Below are 22,752 nucleotides of genomic sequence, written 5' to 3' on the forward strand. Positions count from 1 at the left end.
CCCCTTTCTATTCGTTATCTGCATCATATGCATAGTCATCAGTTTCATTAAAATCGATTGAGAAGTCATCCTCTTCCGGCTCTTCTTCTACATCAACGAGTTCTTCTCCCTGGAATTCCTGTTCGGTATATCCATGTTTACCGAAGTCATCGTCCTGTCCGTATCTTCTGTCTCCTTCAATCAATGAGCGGAAATCTGTATTACCCATCTCTGAGGTTTCCATGATCTCAACTTCTGTATTGTCATCGCGCAGTACACGCACATCCAGTCCGAGAGACTGTAACTCTTTGAGCAATACTTTGAAGGATTCCGGAATACCTGGCTCAGGGATGTTCTCACCTTTGATGATCGCTTCGTATGTCTTCACACGACCGATAACATCATCGGATTTGACTGTCAGGATCTCCTGCAGAGTATAAGATGCACCATAAGCTTCCAGTGCCCAAACCTCCATCTCTCCGAAACGCTGCCCACCGAACTGTGCCTTACCACCTAATGGCTGCTGTGTAACCAGTGAGTAAGGACCCGTTGAACGTGCGTGGATCTTATCATCTACCAGATGATGCAGTTTCAGGTAATGCATGTGTCCGATTGTTACCGGGCTGTCGAAGAACTCTCCTGTTCTACCATCACGAAGACGTACTTTACCGTCTCTTGAAAGCGGTACACCCTTCCACAGTTTTCTGTGGTCTCTGTTCTCATACAGATAATCCAAGACTTCCGGAAGGAGTTCCTGTTCGTGTTTTGCTTTGAACTCTTCCCAGCTTAAGTTGACATAGTCATTAGCCAGATCAAGAGTATCCATAATATCATTCTCATTTGCACCGTCAAATACCGGTGTTGCAATGTTAAATCCAAGTGCTTTTGCTGCCAGGGACAAGTGAATCTCCAATACCTGTCCGATGTTCATACGTGATGGTACACCCAGTGGGTTCAGTACGATGTCAAGCGGACGTCCGTTTGGCAGGAATGGCATATCTTCTACAGGAAGTACACGAGAAACGACACCCTTGTTACCATGACGACCAGCCATCTTATCTCCAACGGAGATCTTTCTCTTCTGTGCAATGTAAATACGAACGGACTGATTTACACCAGGTGACATCTCGTCACCGTTCTCTCTTGTAAATACTTTCGCATCTACAACAATTCCGTATTCACCATGTGGTACTTTCAGAGATGTATCACGTACTTCACGTGCTTTTTCACCGAAGATCGCACGAAGAAGTCTCTCTTCTGCTGTCAGTTCTGTCTCTCCCTTCGGAGTTACTTTTCCGACCAGGATATCACCGGCACGCACTTCTGCACCAATGCGGATGATTCCTCTGTCATCCAGATCTTTCAGAGCTTCATCTCCAACTCCCGGAATATCTCTTGTGATCTCTTCCGGTCCGAGTTTTGTATCACGTGCTTCTGCTTCGTATTCTTCAATATGAACGGATGTATATACATCATCCTGTACAAGTCTTTCACTTAAGAGTACCGCATCCTCGTAGTTATAACCTTCCCAGGTCATAAATCCGATCAATGGGTTCTTACCTAACGCAAGTTCACCGTTTGATGTAGACGGTCCGTCTGCGATAACGTCTCCGGCTTCTACTCTGTCACCTTTGAAGACAATTGCTCTCTGGTTGTAGCAGTTGCTCTGGTTGCTTCGCTGGAACTTCGTCAGTTTATATTTTCTAAGTTTTCCGTCATCCTGCTTAATCTGAATCTCTGTGGATGTAGATCTCTCTACGATACCGCCTTCTTCAGCAACAACACATACTCCGGAGTCAACGGCTGTCTTCTCTTCCATACCGGTTCCGACTACAGGAGCCTCTGTAATAAGAAGCGGTACTGCCTGACGCTGCATGTTGGATCCCATCAGCGCACGGTTCGCATCATCATTCTCCAGGAAAGGAATCAAGGCTGTAGCTACAGAGAATACCATCTTAGGAGAAACGTCCATGTAATCGAACATCTTTCTCTCATATTCCTGTGTCTCTTCACGATAACGACCGGATACATTCTTACGAACAAAATGTCCTTCTGCATCCAGCTGTTCATTCGCCTGTGCTACATGGTAGTTATCTTCTTCATCCGCTGTCATATAAACAACTTCGTCTGTTACACGCGGATTTTCCGGATCGGAGTGATCAATCTTACGGTACGGAGCCTCAACGAATCCATACTGATTGATTCTTGCATAACTTGCAAGAGAGTTGATCAGACCGATATTCGGACCTTCAGGTGTCTCAATCGGACACATTCTTCCGTAATGGGAGTAATGAACATCTCGAACCTCGAATCCGGCACGGTCTCTTGACAGACCACCCGGTCCAAGGGCTGACAGACGTCTCTTATGTGTCAGCTCACCTAACGGGTTGTTCTGATCCATGAACTGTGACAGCTGAGAAGAACCAAAGAATTCTTTTACTGCTGCTGTTACTGGTTTGATGTTGATCAGGGACTGTGGTGAAATACCTTCCAGATCCTGTGTTGTCATACGCTCACGTACAACTCTCTCCAGTCTTGAAAGACCGATTCTGTACTGGTTCTGAAGCAACTCACCGACAGCACGGATACGTCTGTTTCCGAGGTGGTCGATATCATCATCATTTCCAAGTCCATATTCCAGATGCATATTATAGTTGATAGACGCAAAAATATCTTCTTTTGTGATATGTTTCGGGATCAGATCATGGATGTCTCTTCTGATCGCGTCTTTTAATTCATCAATGTCTCCTGCTGACTCTTCTAACAGATTAGCCAGTACCGGATAATAAACAAGTTCTGTTACCCCAACCTCTGCCGGATCAATGTCAACAACAGTCTTAAGATCTACCATCAGGTTCGACAGAACTTTGACTTTTCTGTCCTCTTCCGGCAACTCGATCCATACATATGGAACTGCTGCATTCTGGATCTCATCTGCAATCTCTCTTGTAACCTTAGTTCCGGCTTCTGCGATCACTTCTCCGGTCAGAACACTTGCTACGTCCTCTGCAAGGATCTGTCCTGAAATACGATTTTTCAGCAGAAGTTTTTTATTAAATTTATAACGTCCGACTTTCGCCAGATCATAACGTCTCGGATCGAAGAACATGCTTGTGATCAGGCTCTCTGCACTGTCCACTGCAAGCGGCTCGCCCGGGCGGATCTTCTTATATAATTCCAGAAGACCTTCCTGATAATTGGTAGCGGCATCTTTCTCGAAACTTGCAAGGATCTTCGGCTCTTCACCGAACACTTCCAGGATCTCCGGATTCGTACCAACACCAAGTGCACGAATCAATACTGTGATCGGCACCTTTCTGGTTCTGTCTACACGTACATAGAAAACGTCATTGGAGTCTGTCTCATATTCCAGCCATGCACCACGGTTCGGGATAACAGTAGCGGAATACAGTTTTTTACCAACTTTATCATGTGAAATTGCATAATAAATACCTGGTGAACGAACGAGCTGACTTACGATTACTCGCTCTGCACCATTAATCACAAATGTTCCGGTTGCAGTCATTAACGGCAGGTCACCCATGAAAATCTCATGCTCGTTAATCTCGTCTGTCTCCTTGTTGTGGAGTCTCACTCTCACTTTCAGCGGTGCTGCATATGTTGCGTCACGCTCTTTGCACTCATCGATCGTATATTTTACTTCATTCTCGCATAAAGTAAAATCTACAAATTCCAGGCTGAGATGACCGCTATAATCGGCGATAGGGGAAATGTCATCAAATACTTCTTTTAATCCTTCATCCAGGAACCACTGATAAGAATCTTTCTGGACTTCGATCAAATTCGGCATCTGAAGCACTTCTTTTTGTCTGGAATAGCTCATACGTGAACTTTTTCCGCTTTTGATAGGACGAATTCTGTTTTTCTCCATATTGACGTTTCACTCCTCGTTTATTTTTTGGCGGGCTTTACGAATGCCCTTAAATATTGAAAATTCCGGCAAAAACCTTCGTATTTTACTGGTTTTTGTGCAATATCATGGCATAACTTTCCACAATAGCGCATTTTTAACTATAGCATAGCGATATTTAGCTTGTCAATACCCAATTCAAACTTTTTTTCAAAATAACAGGAGGCATCGTGCTCTCTGCACAGTGCCTCCTGCTTTTCATTTTATGTCTGTAGTATCTGCAACCTATTTTACGGTCACTTTTTTAACCTTAGACCAGTCAGAATGTAAATTCATCTGCTCACCATTGTATTTTATTGTCGTATAAGTACGAACTCTTACATAGTAAACTTTTTTAGATTTTAAGTTTTTCACTGTCTTTGTGACAACCGAGTTCTTTGTGATCTTTTTATTCTTCACAGCTTTTACAAAATTCTTATCTGTAGAATACTGTACCTGATATCCGGTTACTTGTGTCGTCTGTTTGCTCCATTTTACATCAAATCTCTTCTTTGTGGCTTTTAATGATTTTACTGTTACAGATTTCGGAGCAATCTTGAATGTCTTTGTCTTTGTTCCGTTGTAATCACCCTTGAATGTAAGAGTTACTTTGTATTTTCCAACGTTCTTGCAGTTACCTGCATATTTTACAGTGTAGCCTTTGATTACTTCGCCTTTTGCGTTCTTAACTGTTACTTGCGGTTTCTGTACTTTGCCATTGTAAATGTATCTTGTATTGGAAAGTGTAATTGACTTCGGAGTGGCCGCTACTTTTGCATCATCTGCATCTTTAGCATCTTTTAACTCTTTCAGTGTGGTCTCTGCTTTCTCAAGTACATTTTTATTGCTTACCAGTTCTTTCTGTGCATCTGTCAGTGCATCGTAAGCTGTTCTTGCTTCTTTGATCGCATCTTCGGATTCCAGTGTTACATCTCCGATCGCACTGATCTTATCGATCACTGCCGTAACTGCTTCCGGCATGGTTACTGTAACTTTGCAGTATGCATTGCAGGCACCTCTTGTATTATCGTTATTATAATAACGTCCAGATACTACATAAGTTCCCGGTTTATCAAAAGATACTTTGAATTTACCATCTTTATCTACTTCAATATCTTCGCGGTAATCTTCATCTGTAACCTTATCTGCTCCATTCTTTCCGACGAAAATCATTGTATATGCACCATCTTCATTATTACATGGTCCATACTGTGGTGTGTGCATAGAGCTTGTATAACGATAAGTCAGTTCTACATCAGACCCAACCCCCGTTGTAACGTCGTCTGTCTCAATTGCGCTGTAAGGTGTGTAATCCTGTCCCGGTCCATATTCTCCAAAGAAACCATATCCAGGATATCCATATCCTGCGCCCCAGTTTCCGGCTGCCTGATAGAATGTATATTTGTCTCCGTCTTTTGCTTTATACTTTGCACTTACCGTAGGCGCATCAATACCATTTAAGCACCAGAGCTGATCCATTCCCCATCCAAACATATCTGTGATCCATCCGCTGGATCCAATATCTACAGTTGCAAGTTCGTCTGTCATTCCTTTATCTGTTAATGCCTGAAGTAAGATATGAAGCGGTGTGATATAATCCGCATCATCCGGTGCATTTTTAATCTTGTAGGATTGGAAAGACGGTACCTCGTCTTTGTTCATTGTTACTTTCGTATACGGAAGAATGGTTCCGTCATCCTGTTCTGCTCTTACATAGCAGGTAATTGTATTCTTGTCTGATGAATCTGCGTTATCTGCAGCAGATACTGCCATTGGCAGGATAAATGCAAGCATACAGATACTGACTATAGCAGTCATTATTTTGTTTTTAAACTTCATAAATCTTATTTCCTCCCTTTTCTCTTTTCTTTATATATAAAACCTCAGATAAATTCTGAGATATAAGCACAACAACAATAAAAAACCGGCTCCTGAATCACCCAATTCAAAAGCCGGTTATATGCACACACAAGAAAAACATTTGTTTTTCTTCTTACAGCATAACAAATCTTTTATCTAATGTTTCAACTTCGGATTGGGCAAAGTCAAGGATGCAGCACTCCGTGTATCTGACTTAGTCTGTGTATTATAATGGTAAAAATTTCATATTATAATTTCCAGACTTCACAGTGACCGTCTCGCGAGGCTTCTCACCTCATTCCACTGCCGGGGGATTTCTTTATCAATCATCCCGGACGCACTGACCTTTCTTATTCTCTTTTTTATTCATTTCATAATGATACAATATTTTGTTTCATATTTCTACTATTTTGTTTTTACTTTTTTGTAAGATGACCATCCTGAATACAGCTTTGTTGTCTTTCCGTTTATTTTCACAGTTTTGTATGTGCGTACTTTTCCGTAATACAGCTTCTTAGATTTTAATTTTTTCACTGTTTTCTGCACTGTTGTATTCTTAGATATCGTTATGGTCTTTACTGATTTTTTAAATTTCTTATCCGTTGTATAAGAAAACTGATAACCGGTTGTCTGGGTTTTCTGTCTGCTCCATTTTGCTGTAAAGCTTTTCTTTCCGGCTTTCAAAGTTGTGATCTTCGTTCCCTTTGGCACAATCTGAAATATCTTTGTGACCGTGCCTTTGTAATCACCTTTGAATTTTACAGTCACTTTATAGCTTCCGACATTTTTTCGTCCAGATGCATAGGATACGGTATAGTTACTCGTTGCAACGATCCGCCCTTTGGCATTTTTCGCCTTCACGGTTGGCTTCTGCACCTTTCCATTATATGTATAACTTGTTTTCGCAAGAGTTACATTTTTTTCCTGTATGACCTCTTTTTCCGGCTCTACTTCCGGTTCTTTTTTGGAAATATCCAGTGAAACGCTTGTGATCGGCGCTGTGTAATCACACCCTGCCTGTCCGTCTCTGTTCTGATATTTCACATATGGGAATGTGATTGTAAGATCCGTATCATCCGGTGTAAGAGATTCTTCTGAGTAGCTGACATATTCTGTCACATCTCTCGTCTTTCCGTTCGTATAAGTCGCTATAACCTGCATACCGGATGGGTCGAATTTTTCTCCTTCTTTATAAGATGTCTTCTTCGGCTGCTTTGTCACTTCCAGTTTACTGATCGTCGCTCCAAGCGCCATCATATGGTTGGAATCATTGCGGAAATATAAAGTTCCGTACTCGTCCACGATCGGGTTGCAGAGTGCATACTGCGCCTGCGCATCAGACGGTGTAAAAAGCACAGTTCCTACATCATATGTATTTCCTTTATCAGTTTCCTGCTCCAGATCAGTGGCTTCCGTCTGTCCCGGTTCATCAGAGATCACACGGAGTTTCCCCGGTGTGTAATTATCAAAGAAATAGACATACACTTTTCCGGTCTCTTTCTCATATGCTCTTGTCAGAACACCACTCGTCTGCGGATATCCCTGCGTCGGTACAACATATGCAATCGACATTGTTTTCAGATCCAGCACCGCGATTCCATGTCCGCTGTATGCACCAAACTGTTCTGATCCCGACACGCCTACATATGCTCTTCCATTGTAAACCGTCGGTGTTGAGGTACTCATTGTAAGATCGGAGCCTTTGCTGTTCTCCAGCTTGATCCACCGCAGCGAATCTTTGTCAAACGTTCCGTCCGCATTTACGGAAATACGATAGAAATAACCGGATTTTGATGTGAAATAATAATCACCCGTCGGGTTGTCCCCTTCTGTGTCTTTTACAATGTTACATCTGATATCTCCGGTAAACGGCAAGGTCAGATCATCGATCACTTTTCCATTTTTCGGATTCATGGAGAACACATGTGCATATCCGCTCTTGTAACCACTCTCTCCGTCTTCCGTTCCCTGCAGCAGGAATTTTCCACTCTCATCTGTGTAAGTTCCTGCCCAATAGTAGCCGCCTTTTCCGGTATGTGTCCAGGTTGCCACTTTCTTTTCATTTGTCTGGGACGGATCTTCGTCTGCTGCCGAAATACATACATAATTCGCTTCTGCTGTCTCTGAATTCCAGAAACCGGTATAAATATATCCATTTTTATACGTAATCTGGCAGTTCGGCTGTCCGCCGAGCGGATCTTCATAAACCCACAGCGATTCCATTGTCTTTGCATTAAATGCCTGGATCGTTCCCTGGCTGAGTCCGACAAAAATCATTCCGTCCGCATAAGTCGGTGGCTGGATTGCAAAGGAAGAAGGTCTTGCAAGCGCACCTCCGCGTTTCACCAGTTTTCCGGTTATCGTATCCATTTTCAGCAGATTCTTACTGTCATATGTGTACAGATATCCGTCTACAAGAATCGGATGTCCGCAGTAACCGTCAAAATCATCTTTATTTGCCCAGTAGAGAACGCTGTCTTCTGCTTTGACCGGTGTCTTCTCATCTAAGACTACGTTATTATTCTCATCCCGGAAACTCGGCCACTGAGAATTCAAATCTTTAATTTCTGTATTTTCCGGCGCTTCTTCCAGTGTGACCGGAACTTTGATATCTTCCTCCACACGGAAATCTGTCACCCTGACTGCCTTGTAACCATTTTTTGTAATCGTATAGGAATACGGTGTTCCAGGCAACAGTTCACAGATTCCATTTTCCGTATAAACAGTAGTATGATCCGTCTCATTCTGAATGAAAATATTTGCATCTTCCGGATCTACCTGAAATGTCACCTGAACCGGTTCTTTTTTCTTCACACAGATCGTGTATGTATTCTGCACGGTATCCAGATTCGCATGCGCAACCTGGATTTTGATCTCCTCATCTTCTCCATTTTCAGAAATTGGGACTTCTATATCCGACAGATCCGAATACATCTTATCGCCAATGACTGCATAATAGCCGCCATCATACCAGTTTCCATTTTCTTCATTCAGGAAACTTCCGGAAAGGTGTACAGATTTCGTTCCTTTTGCAACATTTACCTGATATTCATAAATTTCCCGGTCAAACGCCTCTGCCGTTCCATTTGCATTTACAAATGTAAGATCTCCGGAAGCGTTTGATGCTTTCAATGACTTTAAATGCAGAGAACGCCGGATATTCATTTCATAATTCTGGTAATAAGTCACACCGGATATTTCTTTGTAAGTGACGATCGTCACTGTATTTCCATACGCACACGCTTCGATCACATGCCCCAGCACCGTTGCTCCTTTGCTTGTATTTACTGCTGCAATTCTTGTCTGCTCTGCCTGGGTTCCATCGGATTGTTTTGTCCAGACAGCTTTCACCTGATAATCATTTTGCGTATTCGCCTGTACATAAATGGCACTGTTTGCATCCGGTACCGCGTACTGGTACATATGCCGACCGGATTCAAATTCCTGCTCCGGTGTAAATACTTCCCGTCTGTTACCCATAGCAGCATTGTACATTGCGAATCCCGCAAGTCCGTCTTTTTCTTCCGGTTCTGTGGCGGTCACCGTCATTGTGCCGTCCGCAACCGCTTTCACCTGAAATGTCTCTTTTGCAAAATAGGTATCATCCTTTGATGCAATGTAAGAGTAGGAAGCGCCCGGAATCAATGCATACGTTCCATCCTCTTCCGGTTCGATCTCTTTATCTTTTGCATCTACAATGACTGCTTTCACACCATCTGGTGTTTTCAGCGTTACCGGTACTTTTTCAACCAGATTTACTTTGAAATGATAGGTACGCGATTTTCCATTCGTGTGGGCAACTGTCACAGTAACCGAATTTGTGCCTTTGGAAAGATTACAGTTTCCATCTTCCGAAACAGTATCTCCATTTTTTACCGTCACGCTGTAGCCGTCCGTTCCATAGGTTTTCGTTTCTACCGATACTTTACTGCTGACTGTATCTGTCTCATATTCTGTAATATCCGGCTCAAATCCCAGATTCAGCGCACGACCTTTTGCATCTTTCAGCGAAATGTCTGCGGTCGGGACACGTTCAAACGTCACCTGGTATTTCTGCACCTGCACACCACTTGTGCCGGAAGAGTTTTTCACCGTATAACGTGCTTCCAACTGAAGTTTTCCACCAGTCATTCCTTCTTTTATACCGGAAGTGCAATCGTTCTTTTCACTTTCCCACGCAATGGTTTCTCTCTCTGCGGATGGCTCCGAATCCTGCGTATCTTCCTTTATTTCCCGCCAGGAGAGGACTGCTGATGCATTTTCCCTGTCCGGAAGATCCTGGCCACGCTCTGCATAGAGGTATACCTTTTCATTTTCCCCGGCACGGTCGTCCACCTCACAGGTTACGCTGTGCCCATCCGCATCCGTTTCATATGCATATGCCTGTTTTTTTCCATCTGCATCTGTCCGGCTTTTCAGTAATTTCACATCGCTAAACCATTTCCCGGACGGAAGTTCCGCCTGAATGGTCATACTTTTTGTAATCTTCAACTCTTTTCCGTCTGCGTTTTCATAACTGTTATAACCGCCATCGGATATTTCATAGCTGTATGTTCCGGGTCTTAAACTGATCGTTGTCCCTTTTGCCGTAACGGTATTGTCATACGCATCTGTAAACTTAAGCGTCAGATTCTTCTGTGTTTTCCCGTCCTGCGTCGCATTTACCGTGATCTTTACGGCTGCCGCACTCAGATATTTTTCATATGCGGCAATTGCATTATTCAATTCTTTTAAAAGAGACGCCGCTACATCCTCTTCGGCATTGCGGTACATTTTTCTTGCATTGTCATATGCCTTCGCACATGCCGGATCTTTCTGCACATGATTCGTCATCTTCTCGTATTCTGCCATGCGAAAAAGCAGCGCACTTCTGCTTTTTGCATATTCTGTCATCTCAGTAAATTCTACTACCTGAATGTCTTCCGGTGACGCATCCAGATCATAACTGCCGTCGTCGCAGAACACGCAATAGTTTCCCGCTTTCCCTTCTATTTTCTTTACGAAGCTGTCATCTACACTTCTTTCGAATTTGTATCCACTTTTCTGCAAAGCCGTCCAGATGGTATCTCCTGCCTCATACGTTACATATACTGGCAAGATCAGATTCTCATTTTTACCGGATGCTGCCAGAACGAAACTTCCTGCTCTCTTCGCGGTTTCTTCTTTCTGTTCTGTCAAATCTGCCGTCTGCTTTTTTGCACCGTCTGGTTCACTCTGCATTTGACTGTCTTTTGCAGAACTTTCCTGCTCATAACTTTCCTTTGCAAAACTGCTCTGCGTGGTGCTCTCATCCGCCGCATACACAACCGGCCCCGTACTGACGCTTACCATCGTCACACATAGTATTCCCGCAAGTAATCGTTTCCACTGTTTCGTTTTCATGCGCATTCTCCTTCCTTCTTATCTCGTTTGTTTCTGTTCAAATATTCTCTGGCTATCCTGCTGTACTTTTTGAATCAGCCAGCTCATTTTGCCAGCTTTATCTGTATCTCCAGCACAGATAATGATCCCGGAAACATTTCCATTTACTCCTTCGTTTCTTACAAAGACAAATCACTTTTTCCACATAAGCAAGCATTTCCTTTCTTTCTTTTTCGCTTACGGTATGCCCGCTGAATCTCGCTTTCTGATTAAGGAAATGCATCCGTTCGCTTTCTGCCTGCGCACATGTTTCGTCAGCCTCCGTTGCACCTGCAAAACCTGCCACCGGCACTTCCATGCCACAGACTTTCACCTCGCACAGTTCCATAAGCTTCTGACTGTAGCCATACAATTCCGCAACTGCTGCCGCTGGTTCCATCTTACTGACTTCTATTTCAAAAGAAACTAATTTTTTTCTTCTCTTCCATAAAATGATAACGCTGATTCCCACAATAACAAGCACCAGAATCAGAAGAAACAGCCACAGAAGATGTTTCCCGGTCTGTCCACGGAATACAGGTTTGTCATTCGAACTCTTCTCCTGCTGACCGTCCGCTTTTCGCGGCTCGTAGGTCTGTCCGCTTTTCTGATATAATTTTCCTGCTGCTCCGCCTTTTCCGTTTGTGCCTGACAGGATGTCTGATAATTTCTGCTCATCTTCCTTATCTGTATAACCCGGTGTCACTTCAAACGGGATCCAACCAACACCGTCCAGATAATATTCTGTCCACGCATGCGCCTGTTTTTTCTTAATTTTCACCGGCTGTCCGGCTTTCACATTTCTCATCTCATCTACGGACATATAATAACCTTCCACATAACGCGCCGGTACTCCGAGATAGCGAAGCATCAATGTAGCTGCTGTCGCATAGTGTACATCATATCCATTTTTTGTCTGCTCAAACGTATAGCGCAGAAAATCCTGTTTGCCATTATCTGTTCGTACAGCTTCATTATAATTCAACTGGTTCGCCAAAGTATCCTTCACCAGCTTTAAGATCTCTGTCAGCGAATGTTCTTCCTTTTTTTCATTTTTCAGAAGTTCTTCCATCACGCCGATCGCCGTGTTCGTAAGGCGGAGATCTTTTGCATAGACAAATTTCCGGTATGCCTCTTCCTTCTTAAGATACTGCTGTACTTTTTGCTCCTTCTGGTGTTTTTCAATCCAGACTGCCTGTTTGTACCAGTCCGCCGTACTTCCGGTGTAGTATGTCAGTTTCTCTTTTCCGGTCTGCGCCGGATTTTCTGTATCTCCGATCACATCTTCCGCAAAAGCGGTTCCTGCTTTCAAACCATATGGTAAATACCTGTTTTTCTCGCATGCCGATACATTTTCAACTATCACGGACGCTGTTTTTTTCTTACCGAAAAGTCCAAGTGCCTCGCCCGTTACGTTCTGTCCATAGAGGCCCGATCTGTGCATCCAGTAAAATAAAGCTTTTCCTTCTTTTCGATCTTTCGCATCCAGTGGCTCCCAGGAACTCCCTGTATAGATTTCCCCGGTCATCTGTCTGAGATAAAGTTTCTGCGGATGCTCCATCGTGACAAGAAGCGCTGTCTTTTTACTCTGTGTCCGCTGTTTTACATCCGTAAGCACACCCTCTGTCAGCGCAGTCTCTCCACGATCGTAACGCATGGCATGTATTTTTCCTGCAAGTTCCAACCTTGCATGTCCGGCATTGAGCGTATCTGCACCTGTACGTTCCAGTATTTCTTTTACGATTCCACTCCCTGCGAGGCAGATGCCGGATATCAGCACCAACGCACCTGCAAGTGCTATCCTGTTCTTCCAGAATCTTTTTCGTAAACTATCTCCTGCCATACCGGAACGGCACGCAAAATATATGGCAAGAAAGAGTGTTCCTGCAAACAGTCCCCATCTTTTCCGGAAAAATCCGATTCCATATCCTGCCATCCAGATTGTCCAGACCACAAGGAGCATTCCTGTTCTTTTCTTTTTCACAAGAACAAAAAGCAACATTCCGAGAAGTACTGCAAGAAGAACTGCTGCCAATACACTTCCTGCTTTTCCATGCACCGGATAATCCAGCCAGATTTTCCCTGTCTTTCCTGTGAGAAATGCTCTCCAGACATTTCCCTGTCTGCTGAAACCATTTTTCACAGCCTTTCTCTTTACCAGCGCTGTAAGAAGCAGGATTATGCTGAGCCCTGCGAACCACCAGTTGTCAGAAATGGCTTTCTTATTCTGTTTTTTCTTTGTGATATAAAGTCCTGCCAATATAACATCCTTCCTGCATTTTACACGCTGTTCTTTACAAACTGTTTCTTATAATCTCTTCTTTGTGATCTGTTCTTTATAATTCCATTCTTATCAGATCTTCTCTGTAAGTTCCGGCGCAGTAGATGATCCTGCCCGGTTCCGCAATTCTTCGTTCCGGTTCTCTGGCGCAGAGCACCTCTGTCACCTGCGTTTCTTTCAGCTCATCCGGAAGATTTCCTTCTTCCTGATTTTCCATTCCAAAAACAATCACTTTCGCATATGTATTCTGCGTCTGCTCTTCCACCGGAAATTCTCCTTTTAACATCTGCGCGATCGCCCGCTGCAGTTCTTCCTCTGTTCCGACCGGCATATAACAGCTCTCCTCATTCTGCTGCCATCCAAGTGTAAATGTCTCACCCATTTCCCAGATCATCTGAGCAGCAGATGAAACAACTTCTGCCATCGTATCCATTTCTCCTGCTTCTGCCTGTCCTTCCTTATTCCAGAACAAAAGCAATGTTTTTATTTCCGGAAGGCTCGGCTCTCTTATGATAAGCTGCCCTCTCTTTGATGATAATTTCCAGTGGATCTGCCGCAGGCTGTCACCGGGTGCATAATCGCGGAGCGCATACGTCTCGGTCTGATCGTTTCCTTTCCGGAACGGCGACCATTCTTCGGCATCCTCTGTACTTCCGGCTGCCGGCTCTAAAACTATCTGCGGTACAAATGTATCCGGCAGTACAACCGTTTTTGCCACAGACTGTGTCCCGTTCTCTTTACAGCGGACAGCAAGAAAACCAAGCCAGTCCATCAGAAAAACTCCGGTTACCTTCATCGTCAGATAACCGCAATAATCTGAGCGAAAGGAAAAACTTTCTTTTGTCTGTTTCTCTGTCACTGTCGGAATCTCAATATCCTGTTCCGTCATTTCTTTCGTCAGCCTGTTTTTCATCTGTACTCTGACAAAACTATGAAATACCGGAAGTTTTCCTCTGTTTTCAACAAAAATATCCGCAGACTGTTCTTTTCCTTTTTCGGCAGACGCCGGGCAGAAAATCTCCATTTTCAGATTCTTTCTTATGTACAGATTCAAAGCTGTGCTTATAAACGGAATCAGAAACCAGAACACCACGCAATAAAATGCTATGGCACTGTCACGAAAAAATACAACTGTTCCAAGTACCGCCAGCACAAATATCCAGCTGATCATTCCTTTGATCCTTTGTTTTCTCATTGAATCACTGACTCCTTTATCTCCGGTCCCGGAATCTGTTCTGTCAGTTCTTTTAAGACAAACTCCGCAGACTGTTCATGCAGTCTGGCTTTGGCGGAAAGCAACAGTCTGTGCACACATACCGGTGCAAAGATTTCCAGCACATCTGCCGGTATCACATAATCCCGTCCTTTGATAAATGCACATGCTTTCGCGCTCCGGCATACTGCAAGCGCCGCTCTCGGACTTAAGCCAAGCTGAATATTTTCCTGTGTTCTCGTCGCTTCAACAAGTTCTGAAATATAATTGTAAATCAGATCATCCACATAGATGTTCTGCACCTCTCCGATCAGTCCGAGAAGTTCCGGAATATCCACTGCCGGCTGCACATCATCCAGCGGATTGGCGTGATGTCTGTCTTTCATCATCTCAATCTGCCCGGCACGATCCGGATATCCCATTTTCAGTTTCATCAGGAAACGGTCAAGCTGTGCATTCGGCAGTTTCTGAGTACCCGCTGTACCGACCGGATTCTGGGTCGCAAGAACAATAAATGGTTCTTCCAGTTTTCTCGTGACGCCGTCCACTGTCACCTGTTTTTCCTCCATTGCTTCCAGAAGCGCTGCCTGTGTCTTGCTGGACGTACGGTTGATCTCGTCTGCCAGCAGAAGATTTGTCATGATCGCGCCCGGTTTATACTGCAATTCTCCCGTCTGCATATCATAAGCAGAAAATCCGACAATATCAGACGGCATCGTGTCCGGTGTAAACTGGATACGCTTATTATCCAGGCCAAGCGCCTTCGCAAATGCTGTCGCAAGTGTTGTTTTTCCGGTTCCCGGCACATCCTCCAACAGCACATGTCCCTGTGCCAGTACTGCGATCAGAACTTTCTCTATGACATCATCTTTTCCGACAATGGCTTTTTTCACTTCTTCCTGTATCTGTACTATTTTATCGTGCATATCTGTTCCTTTCTCCCTGCTATCCTTCTGCATTTTATTTAAAATCAAAAATCCATTTCTTCTCTGTCCGCAATTTCTGTACCGCTTCCAAAGCGATCATTGCCTGATACGTTGCCATCGCACTTCCTTCTTCGTCCGCTTTTTCATGCATATATATGCCATCCTCTTTACGGAACTTTGCAAGCGCGTCCAACAGTGTGCTTTCTTTTTTCGTAAATGTCTCATCCTTTCCCGGATCTCTTTCTAGTGCGCACAGTGCAAGGATCACCTGGGAAATGGATTCAGAACTTGCAATATTATCATATAGAAATTCTGCATCGTCAGACTCCTGCGCAGCAAGCCATTTTACTGCTGCATCGATACTTTCTTTCATCTTCTGCGCATCCAGTTTTTCCTTCTTGCATTTGTCTTCTTTATAATAAGGTGCAAGTGCCTGCACCGCCATAGCTGTTATATCTACTTCCGGATCCAGACTGTTGTCGATACAAAAACCACCACTTTCTTTTTGATACTCCAGAAGCTCTGTTATAAACTTCTTTCTAAGCTCCGGCTGCTTTGGATTGTTATAATCTCCGGCATCCAGCATAAGCAATGCATAGCACAGTCCATTTGCGCCCTGGATTCCCGGATCGCCTTTCGTAAAATTCCAGGTTCCGTCCGCAACAAGATCGATCACTTTCCCGGATGCGTTTTTCACTTTTTCCGGATTCCCGTCAAGCGCCAGCATCGTAAGTGCGATCCGGTGATATTCGGTTGCCTTTACTTTACTTAAACCGCCGCCCCGCTCATATGCTTTTTCGACATACTTCTGCAGCCGATTCAAATATGCCGCCTGCACTTTGCTGTCTGCTTTTCCCGAGAATGTCAGCGCAACCGCCGTCCAGTCGCTCGTTCCGTCTCCCGCCGGGAGCGTACTTTCATCCAGCAGGACAGATTTTTCTTGTGATTCGTAAAATGTATCCAGACTTTCCGCGCTCTGTGCAATCTGCGATTTCAAATCTTTTTTTACCTGCGTCTCTTCCTTTGCACATCCGGCACTTCCAACAGCAAGTGTAAATGCAAGGATTCCTGCAAGCAGGCGTTTTCCATATTTTCTCATCTTCTTCTCCCTGGCAGAGACTTTTATTCTCTGTGATCTCTTAATTTTCTGTTTCCCCTATTTTGTTTGGCGTATCAGAAATTGTTGGTTTTTTCATTTTCTCACTTTCGTGTATCTGCAGTTGTTTCTTCTTTATCTGTCGGCTGCGTCTTATCCGATGAATCCGGCTTATCTGTGGAACCTGGTTTGTCTGATGAATCCGGCTTATCTGTGGAGCCCGGCTTGTCTGTGGAGCCCGGCTTATCTGTGGAACCCGGTTTGTCTGATGAATCTGGCTTATCTGTAGAACCTGGTCTATCCGGTTTCTCAGAGTTTCCTGTCGCCGGAAGTGTTTCCCGCTTTGTCTCGCCACACCGCTTACATGTATACTCTACATATCCATTTTTCGTCGCTGTAGGCTCCACGCGGGATGTCTCTTTATAACTGTGTCCCTGTTCAATAATCTCGCCGTCTCTCCAGACTGCACAATAACCGGATAATGTTCCTTCTGTTGTCGCTGTCACACCGACGTCTTTTCCATAAGCAACTGTATAGCGGAGCACGATCTTCTCTCCACCGTTTAACTTCCATGCAGACATTGCCTTACCCGGGCAGTAACTTCCGTTTATGAAATACAACCATCCCGAACCTCTTGTGAAATCAAATTCGCTCAGCCGGTCTCTGGAGCCCGGCGAAGTAAACGTAATACCATCACGCTTCAGCAATTTTTCCAGTCGTTCTCCAATCTTACAACCTTTAAATGCATCCGCGCGGGCAATGCTGCTCAGATAAAATTCCTGTTTTACAGAACCGCCGGAATTATAAGCATACCCGTAATCATCCAGCATTTTCAGCACCGCTTCTGCCGCCGTATCTCCGGCTTTTACATCTACCGTTCCTTCTTCTACAACGCCACATTCCACGGTTGTCGCGTCAATAACAACCGAAACGCTTCCGATTTTCTCATCTTTATTATGATACTGGTAGCGAAGCTTATATTCCACATACTTGGAATTGCCGTCTTTGTCCCACGCAAGCACTGTGATCACATGGTCGGAAGTATCGCCCACATTCGGACGTTTAAACTGTAATTCATATTCATATACACCACTGCCGGTCGGATTTGTCACTTCTTTTCCATCCATGATTACACGGATCGCATTCGAATAAATACGTTTTTCTTCCCATGTTTTCGCACTGACTGTAAATGTAAATTCCGATGTATGGATCGTATTTAATCCGTCATCCAGATTTGTCTCTATCAATGGCGGATGCTTTCCTACTGTCGGATTATTTTTATCTGCCTTATCTGCCTCATAATCGACCACTGCCTGCACCCAGTCACGGTTTCCTTTTTCATCCGTATAGTAAATGGTAATAACATTTTTACCATGCTTTAATGTTGCCTGATAATCTTTCTGATTTTCTGACTTCAGCCAGGTTCCGTTGCCGGTATCATTCTCATGCTTGTAATTTACTTTTATCTTCGCGTCTACATCAGACTTCGAATAATATGCATAAAAATCCAGCTTATCTTCTGTAAGCTCCGAATAAGTGATTGTCCGGCTGTAAAGATCCGTCACCAGTTTCCCGTCTTTGTTTCCGGTATTATCTCCGTTATCCGGCTTTTTCAGATTATGTTTTCCACTGTCTGCATCATTATCTCCATTCGGATTCTTCCCCGGAACTTTATCGTCCGGTTTGCCATTATCACCCTTTGTCTCCTGGTTTCCTTGCTGTTTCTGCGCTTTTGAACCAGAAGATTTCTTTGTCTTTTTCTGTTTCTTCTGTGTGGTGTTCTCTTTTGACATCTCCTGCGTCTTCGTCCCGGAACCATTTCCGTTCTTCTGCGCTTTGTCATCGGTTCCATTTTTTAACTGTTCTTTTTTCTTACCTGACTGACCGCCGGTTCCGAAATTCGTCTTTAACTTTGTTGTCTTATCCGAAATCGGATTATTCGGTTTCACAGTCCGCCCCGGCAGCATCCACAAAAGTGCAACAATCAGAAGAAACGGAAGGATACCTGTCAACAGTTTTTTTATTCGTTTCTTATCCATTTATTTCTCTCCCAGACTAAATTTTCTTCTGATCCTCATTAGTTTTCGCGTCCACGGTTCTGCTGCCAGATACAGCACAAGCGCCGTGCACACTCCATGACTGATATCAAAATACAAACTCTGTGCATAGGCAAGTCCGATTGTTTTCCAGTTGATCGGATCTACATATCCGATAATATATTGAAGGTTCATAAACCAGCCATAAGCAATTCCGCAGAAAAATCCGAACACACACAGCCGGACTGGTTTCTTTCTCTTTCCATGTTCATCTGTCTGCACCTGTCCTACTGTACCAAATATACCGATCCGGTACAGAAGTCCGGTCACCAGACCGATCATCCCCCATGAAAACATCTGCCACGGTGTCCACGGTCCCTGCCCGAACAGAAAATTACTCAAAAGCGCCGCAAGCGCACCGGTAAGATATCCTGCTTTCGCACCAAATGCAATCGCCGTGATCATCACGATCGCCGTCACCGGCTTGAAATTCGGAAGTGGTACTATGGAAAATGCCGCTCTTCCCACTACGCACATTGCCGCCATCAGAGCAACCGGCACGAGATCTCTCGCCTGTGCTTTTCTTTTATCAAATGTCAGATAGAACGGTACCGATGTCAGAATCAGAAACAGCACTGCCAGCGCCAGATCTGAATTTTGCATGATCCAGTTCAGGAACGGCTTTCCTGCTTTTAAAGAAAGGAACGAAGGCGTACGCATCATCCATGTATAGCAAATAAGCGAAATAATAAGCAACAGACATGTGAAAATTGCTGCTATGTCACTTCTTCGTTTTGTCTTCTGCATACGGGGTCCTCCTCTCCTTGATTTCTGTTCTCTTTGCCGGTAACTGCAAAGACTGCAAATGTATATTATTTTTTATAAACTTATGCGTTTTCAAATTTCCATATGTGATAATACCGCACGCACAACTTCCTCGCACGTAATCGCCTCCGGAATTTCATTCCCGGCAATCTGGTTTGCCGCTGTTGTGTAGAAACGGTTTCCCGCAAAAAATGCGTGCGGCTCTCCTTCGGAGATCACCTGACCGTCGAACAATAAACCGCATCGATCGGCATAAGCTGCCGCAAATTCCAGATCGTGTGTTACAAGGAGAATCGCAATGCCACCCTGTGTCAATTTCTTCAGTAAGCCTGCAAGTTTCTTCTTAAGATATGCATCCAGACCTTTTGTTGGCTCATCCAGAAGCAGTATCTTCGCATCCAGAAGCAGTAACTTTCCAAGTGCCGCCCTCTGCATCTCACCTCCGCTTAAGTCATATGGATGCATGGAAATCTTATCTGAAAGCTCCAGAAATTCTGCCATTTCTTTCGCACGTTCTACATCCTGTCCGGCACTTTCCAGAAGTTCTTCCCATACAGTATCATACTGGAAAAGTACTTGCGGACTTTGCGGGAGCATGGCAATACGTTCTCCCTTTTCCCGGATTACTCTGCCTCGCCGCTCTTTTATAATTCCGGTCAGTATTTTTAATAATGTGCTTTTCCCAGCTCCGTTCCCGCCAAGAAGAGCAAACATTTCTCCTTTATATAAAGACAGATCCAGACTCCTTAAAATGTCCACTCCGCTTCTCTCATACCGGAACCAGACTTCCTTCGCACGCAGGACGATGTGTGAATCTTTTTTATCTGCTTTTCTTGTTCCGCTATATTTCATATCAGACTGTCTATTACATCTGTCAGTCAGCACCTCCGCCAGAGCAAGTCTGCCATCCCGAATTGTAAGTGGCAACGGCTTCCCACTGTCATAGATTCCTCTTTTCTTTAATTCCTTAAATATCCGTACTGCTGCCGGAAGTCCTTCATAGATTCTTGATGTATGCTCATTGTTCTCCTCTTCCATTGAAAAGCTCAGCATCTCTGCCAGCTTCTGCGGTGTTTTCAGTGCTTTTTTCTTTCCATTTTCCATCAAAAGGACACGGTCTGCCATCAGAAATACTTCTTCCAGCCGGTGTTCACACAAAAGTACCGCAACGCCCAGCTCCCGATTGATCTTGTGAACCATCTGCAATAAATTAGATGCCGCCAGAGGATCCAGCATACTGGTCGGCTCGTCCAGGAGCAGAAGTTCCGGATTCATCACCATCACAGAGGCAAGATTTAACATCTGCTTCTGTCCACCGGATAATTCGCATGTCTTTCTGTGAAACAATGTCTCCATGCCGAAAAAGCTCGCCATCTCACTCACACGCCGGCGGATCGTCTGTACCGGCAATGCCGCATTTTCCAGTCCAAATGCCAATTCATGCCACACCGTATCCGTCACGATCTGATTGTCCGGATTCTGCTGCACATACCCAATGCGAAATGCACTGATCTGTTCGTCAAACTCCTGCAATGGCTTATTCTTATAATAAATATCTCCTGCAAATTTTCCTGCCGGTTGCATCTGTGGTTTCGCCATCCGCAGAAGTGTTGTCTTTCCACATCCGGATGCCCCGCACACAACAAGAAACTCTCCTTCTCCCATCGAAAAGGTAAGTTCATCTAACGCTTTTTGTTCCGCTTCCGGATAAGTAAAACCTACCCCTTCAAATCGTAAGAGTTCCATGCTTTTTCTTCCTTCCATTGTATCAGTCCCGGGATTCCGAGAAGTATCAAAAATAAAACAAGAAACAAAATATTTGCTTTTTTGCTTCCTCCACTTTGTATCTGCGGGTAAAATTCCATCGTCATACATCCCATGCCCCGAAGTACGAAACAAAAAATCACGATTACACCCACTATGCCTGAAAAGAAAATATCTTTTTGTTCAAACCGGAACAGATGAAATGTTGTTCTTTTTCGCAGTCCGTAACCTCTTGCTTTCATAGAATCCGCCTGCTCCACTACATTTTCCAGGCTCCACCCAAGCAGTACCGTAACTGTTTGCAGTGCGTCCTTTGTCCGTGAAAGTATCTGTTTCCACCCGCGCTCTTCTTCCATTCCTTTTAACATCTTCTGACTGTCACGGATCTCTTTCATTTTTTTAGTCAGATCCGGGATATAATTCCATGCCATTGTAATAAGGAGTGCGCTGGATGGAGCAATTTTCCCAAAAAGATAAAGAAATTTATCATTTGTCATCACTTTCTGATAACAGGCAAACCATAAAATAATCGCCGCCATCGACAAGCCCGATGTCAAACCATACCCAAACGCTTCCAGTGTGATCCACTGATTTCCAAGTTTGAATAACCGTGTCACACCTCTGTGATTCAGAAGCGGATTGACAACCGCTATAAAAAGCACAACTGGAAGCATCCATTTACACCACGAAAATGCACGTCTTCCTTCTATATTATATAGAAAAAACAGTGCACATGCACACGCCAGCACCATTGTCAGCGGATGATGGCAGAGAAAAAACAGTACCATCACTGCCACGAAATATGAAAATAAACATGCCGGGTGTAATTCTTCAAAACTACTCATTCTTTTCCTTCCACTCTTTTGCTTTCTCTTTATCGGTTCCTTTCAGATCAGCACCAAGATCACAACTGTAATTCCATTGCACTTCATCGCCATCTTTTAATGTATATTCACCACAGCTTACTTTTGCATATTTGCCGTTCACACTGTACATCCAACCGCTCCAACGTCCACCGTCCTGTTCATACAGGTTGCCGATTCCCTGAATATAGGCTGTCTTTTTGCCGCCGGAATATTCCATCTGTATTCCTTTGGCATCCTGCACTTCGCAGAGCAGATCAAACACGGAACTGCCCTTCTTCACCTGCATTTTTTCCTTTTTCAGCATGCAGCCATCTTTCGGCAACACACCTTTCCACTTTTTCTGTTTTGTCAGACCCTTTTTAATCGCCGTATCACAACGGATTTCCACAGATACATCCATCTTTTCTTCACTGATCTTTGAAGATCCGGCTCTGTCCGGTGTCTCCTGTGCACATCCTGCCAGCAGCAGACAAACGCTCAATATCGCTGTGATTTTCCACAATTTCTGTTTTATTTTTATCATTTTTCCACCTTGTTCTTACTTTTTATCCTCAATATATCTGCCTGCCTCCTCTGCTTACAAACAAACTCATTCA

12 protein-coding genes are annotated in these 22,752 nt (G+C 44.1%); all 12 read right to left on the bottom strand.

Features of this window, described 5'->3' with window-relative positions; genetic code table 11:
* Window positions 1-7: 7 nt before the first annotated feature.
* Window positions 8-3,871 (bottom strand): DNA-directed RNA polymerase subunit beta, encoded by a 3,864-nt coding sequence (gene rpoB / locus H8S07_RS08735; protein WP_021860193.1) that lies wholly within the window; start codon window positions 3,869-3,871, stop codon window positions 8-10.
* Window positions 3,872-4,135: 264 nt separating this feature from the next.
* On the bottom strand, window positions 4,136-5,728 hold the full coding sequence (locus H8S07_RS08740; protein ID WP_186855883.1) for a fibronectin type III domain-containing protein: 1,593 nt from the start codon (window positions 5,726-5,728) through the stop codon (window positions 4,136-4,138).
* A 426-nt stretch (window positions 5,729-6,154) separates the two neighbouring features.
* Window positions 6,155-11,131, bottom strand: a complete 4,977-nt coding sequence (locus tag H8S07_RS08745) for an outer membrane protein assembly factor BamB family protein (RefSeq protein ID WP_186855884.1) — start codon at window positions 11,129-11,131, stop codon at window positions 6,155-6,157.
* Between the two features lie 97 nt (window positions 11,132-11,228).
* Window positions 11,229-13,409 carry a transglutaminase-like domain-containing protein gene (locus tag H8S07_RS08750; RefSeq protein ID WP_186855885.1) on the bottom strand — a complete coding sequence of 727 codons (2,181 nt, stop codon included), beginning with the start codon at window positions 13,407-13,409 and terminating at the stop codon, window positions 11,229-11,231.
* A 76-nt stretch (window positions 13,410-13,485) separates the two neighbouring features.
* On the bottom strand, window positions 13,486-14,625 hold the full coding sequence (locus H8S07_RS08755; protein WP_186855886.1) for a DUF58 domain-containing protein: 1,140 nt from the start codon (window positions 14,623-14,625) through the stop codon (window positions 13,486-13,488).
* On the bottom strand, window positions 14,622-15,569 hold the full coding sequence (locus tag H8S07_RS08760; RefSeq protein WP_021860198.1) for an AAA family ATPase: 948 nt from the start codon (window positions 15,567-15,569) through the stop codon (window positions 14,622-14,624). Before H8S07_RS08760 ends, H8S07_RS08755 begins: the two co-directional genes overlap by 4 nt.
* A 34-nt stretch (window positions 15,570-15,603) precedes the next feature.
* A complete protein-coding gene (locus H8S07_RS08765) occupies window positions 15,604-16,668 on the bottom strand; it encodes a prenyltransferase/squalene oxidase repeat-containing protein (RefSeq protein WP_186855887.1) in 1,065 nt (354 codons plus the stop codon).
* A gap of 101 nt (window positions 16,669-16,769) precedes the next feature.
* Window positions 16,770-18,704 (bottom strand): DUF4430 domain-containing protein, encoded by a 1,935-nt coding sequence (locus H8S07_RS08770; RefSeq protein WP_186855888.1) that lies wholly within the window; start codon window positions 18,702-18,704, stop codon window positions 16,770-16,772.
* Window positions 18,705-19,508, bottom strand: coding sequence for an ECF transporter S component (locus tag H8S07_RS08775; RefSeq protein ID WP_186855889.1), 804 nt, complete (start codon window positions 19,506-19,508; stop codon window positions 18,705-18,707).
* 90 nt (window positions 19,509-19,598) lie between these two features.
* On the bottom strand, window positions 19,599-21,272 hold the full coding sequence (locus tag H8S07_RS08780; RefSeq protein ID WP_186855890.1) for an ABC transporter ATP-binding protein: 1,674 nt from the start codon (window positions 21,270-21,272) through the stop codon (window positions 19,599-19,601).
* Window positions 21,245-22,135: an energy-coupling factor transporter transmembrane component T gene (locus tag H8S07_RS08785; protein ID WP_186855891.1), complete on the bottom strand. Its 891-nt coding sequence runs from the start codon at window positions 22,133-22,135 to the stop codon at window positions 21,245-21,247. The genes H8S07_RS08780 and H8S07_RS08785 overlap by 28 nt, the downstream gene beginning before the upstream one ends.
* Window positions 22,128-22,679: a DUF4430 domain-containing protein gene (locus H8S07_RS08790; RefSeq protein WP_021860205.1), complete on the bottom strand. Its 552-nt coding sequence runs from the start codon at window positions 22,677-22,679 to the stop codon at window positions 22,128-22,130. The genes H8S07_RS08785 and H8S07_RS08790 overlap by 8 nt, the downstream gene beginning before the upstream one ends.
* Window positions 22,680-22,752: the final 73 nt, after the last annotated feature.

The sequence above is a fragment of the Dorea hominis genome (genome assembly GCF_014287705.1).
GTDB classification, from domain to species: domain Bacteria; phylum Bacillota; class Clostridia; order Lachnospirales; family Lachnospiraceae; genus Dorea_D; species Dorea_D hominis.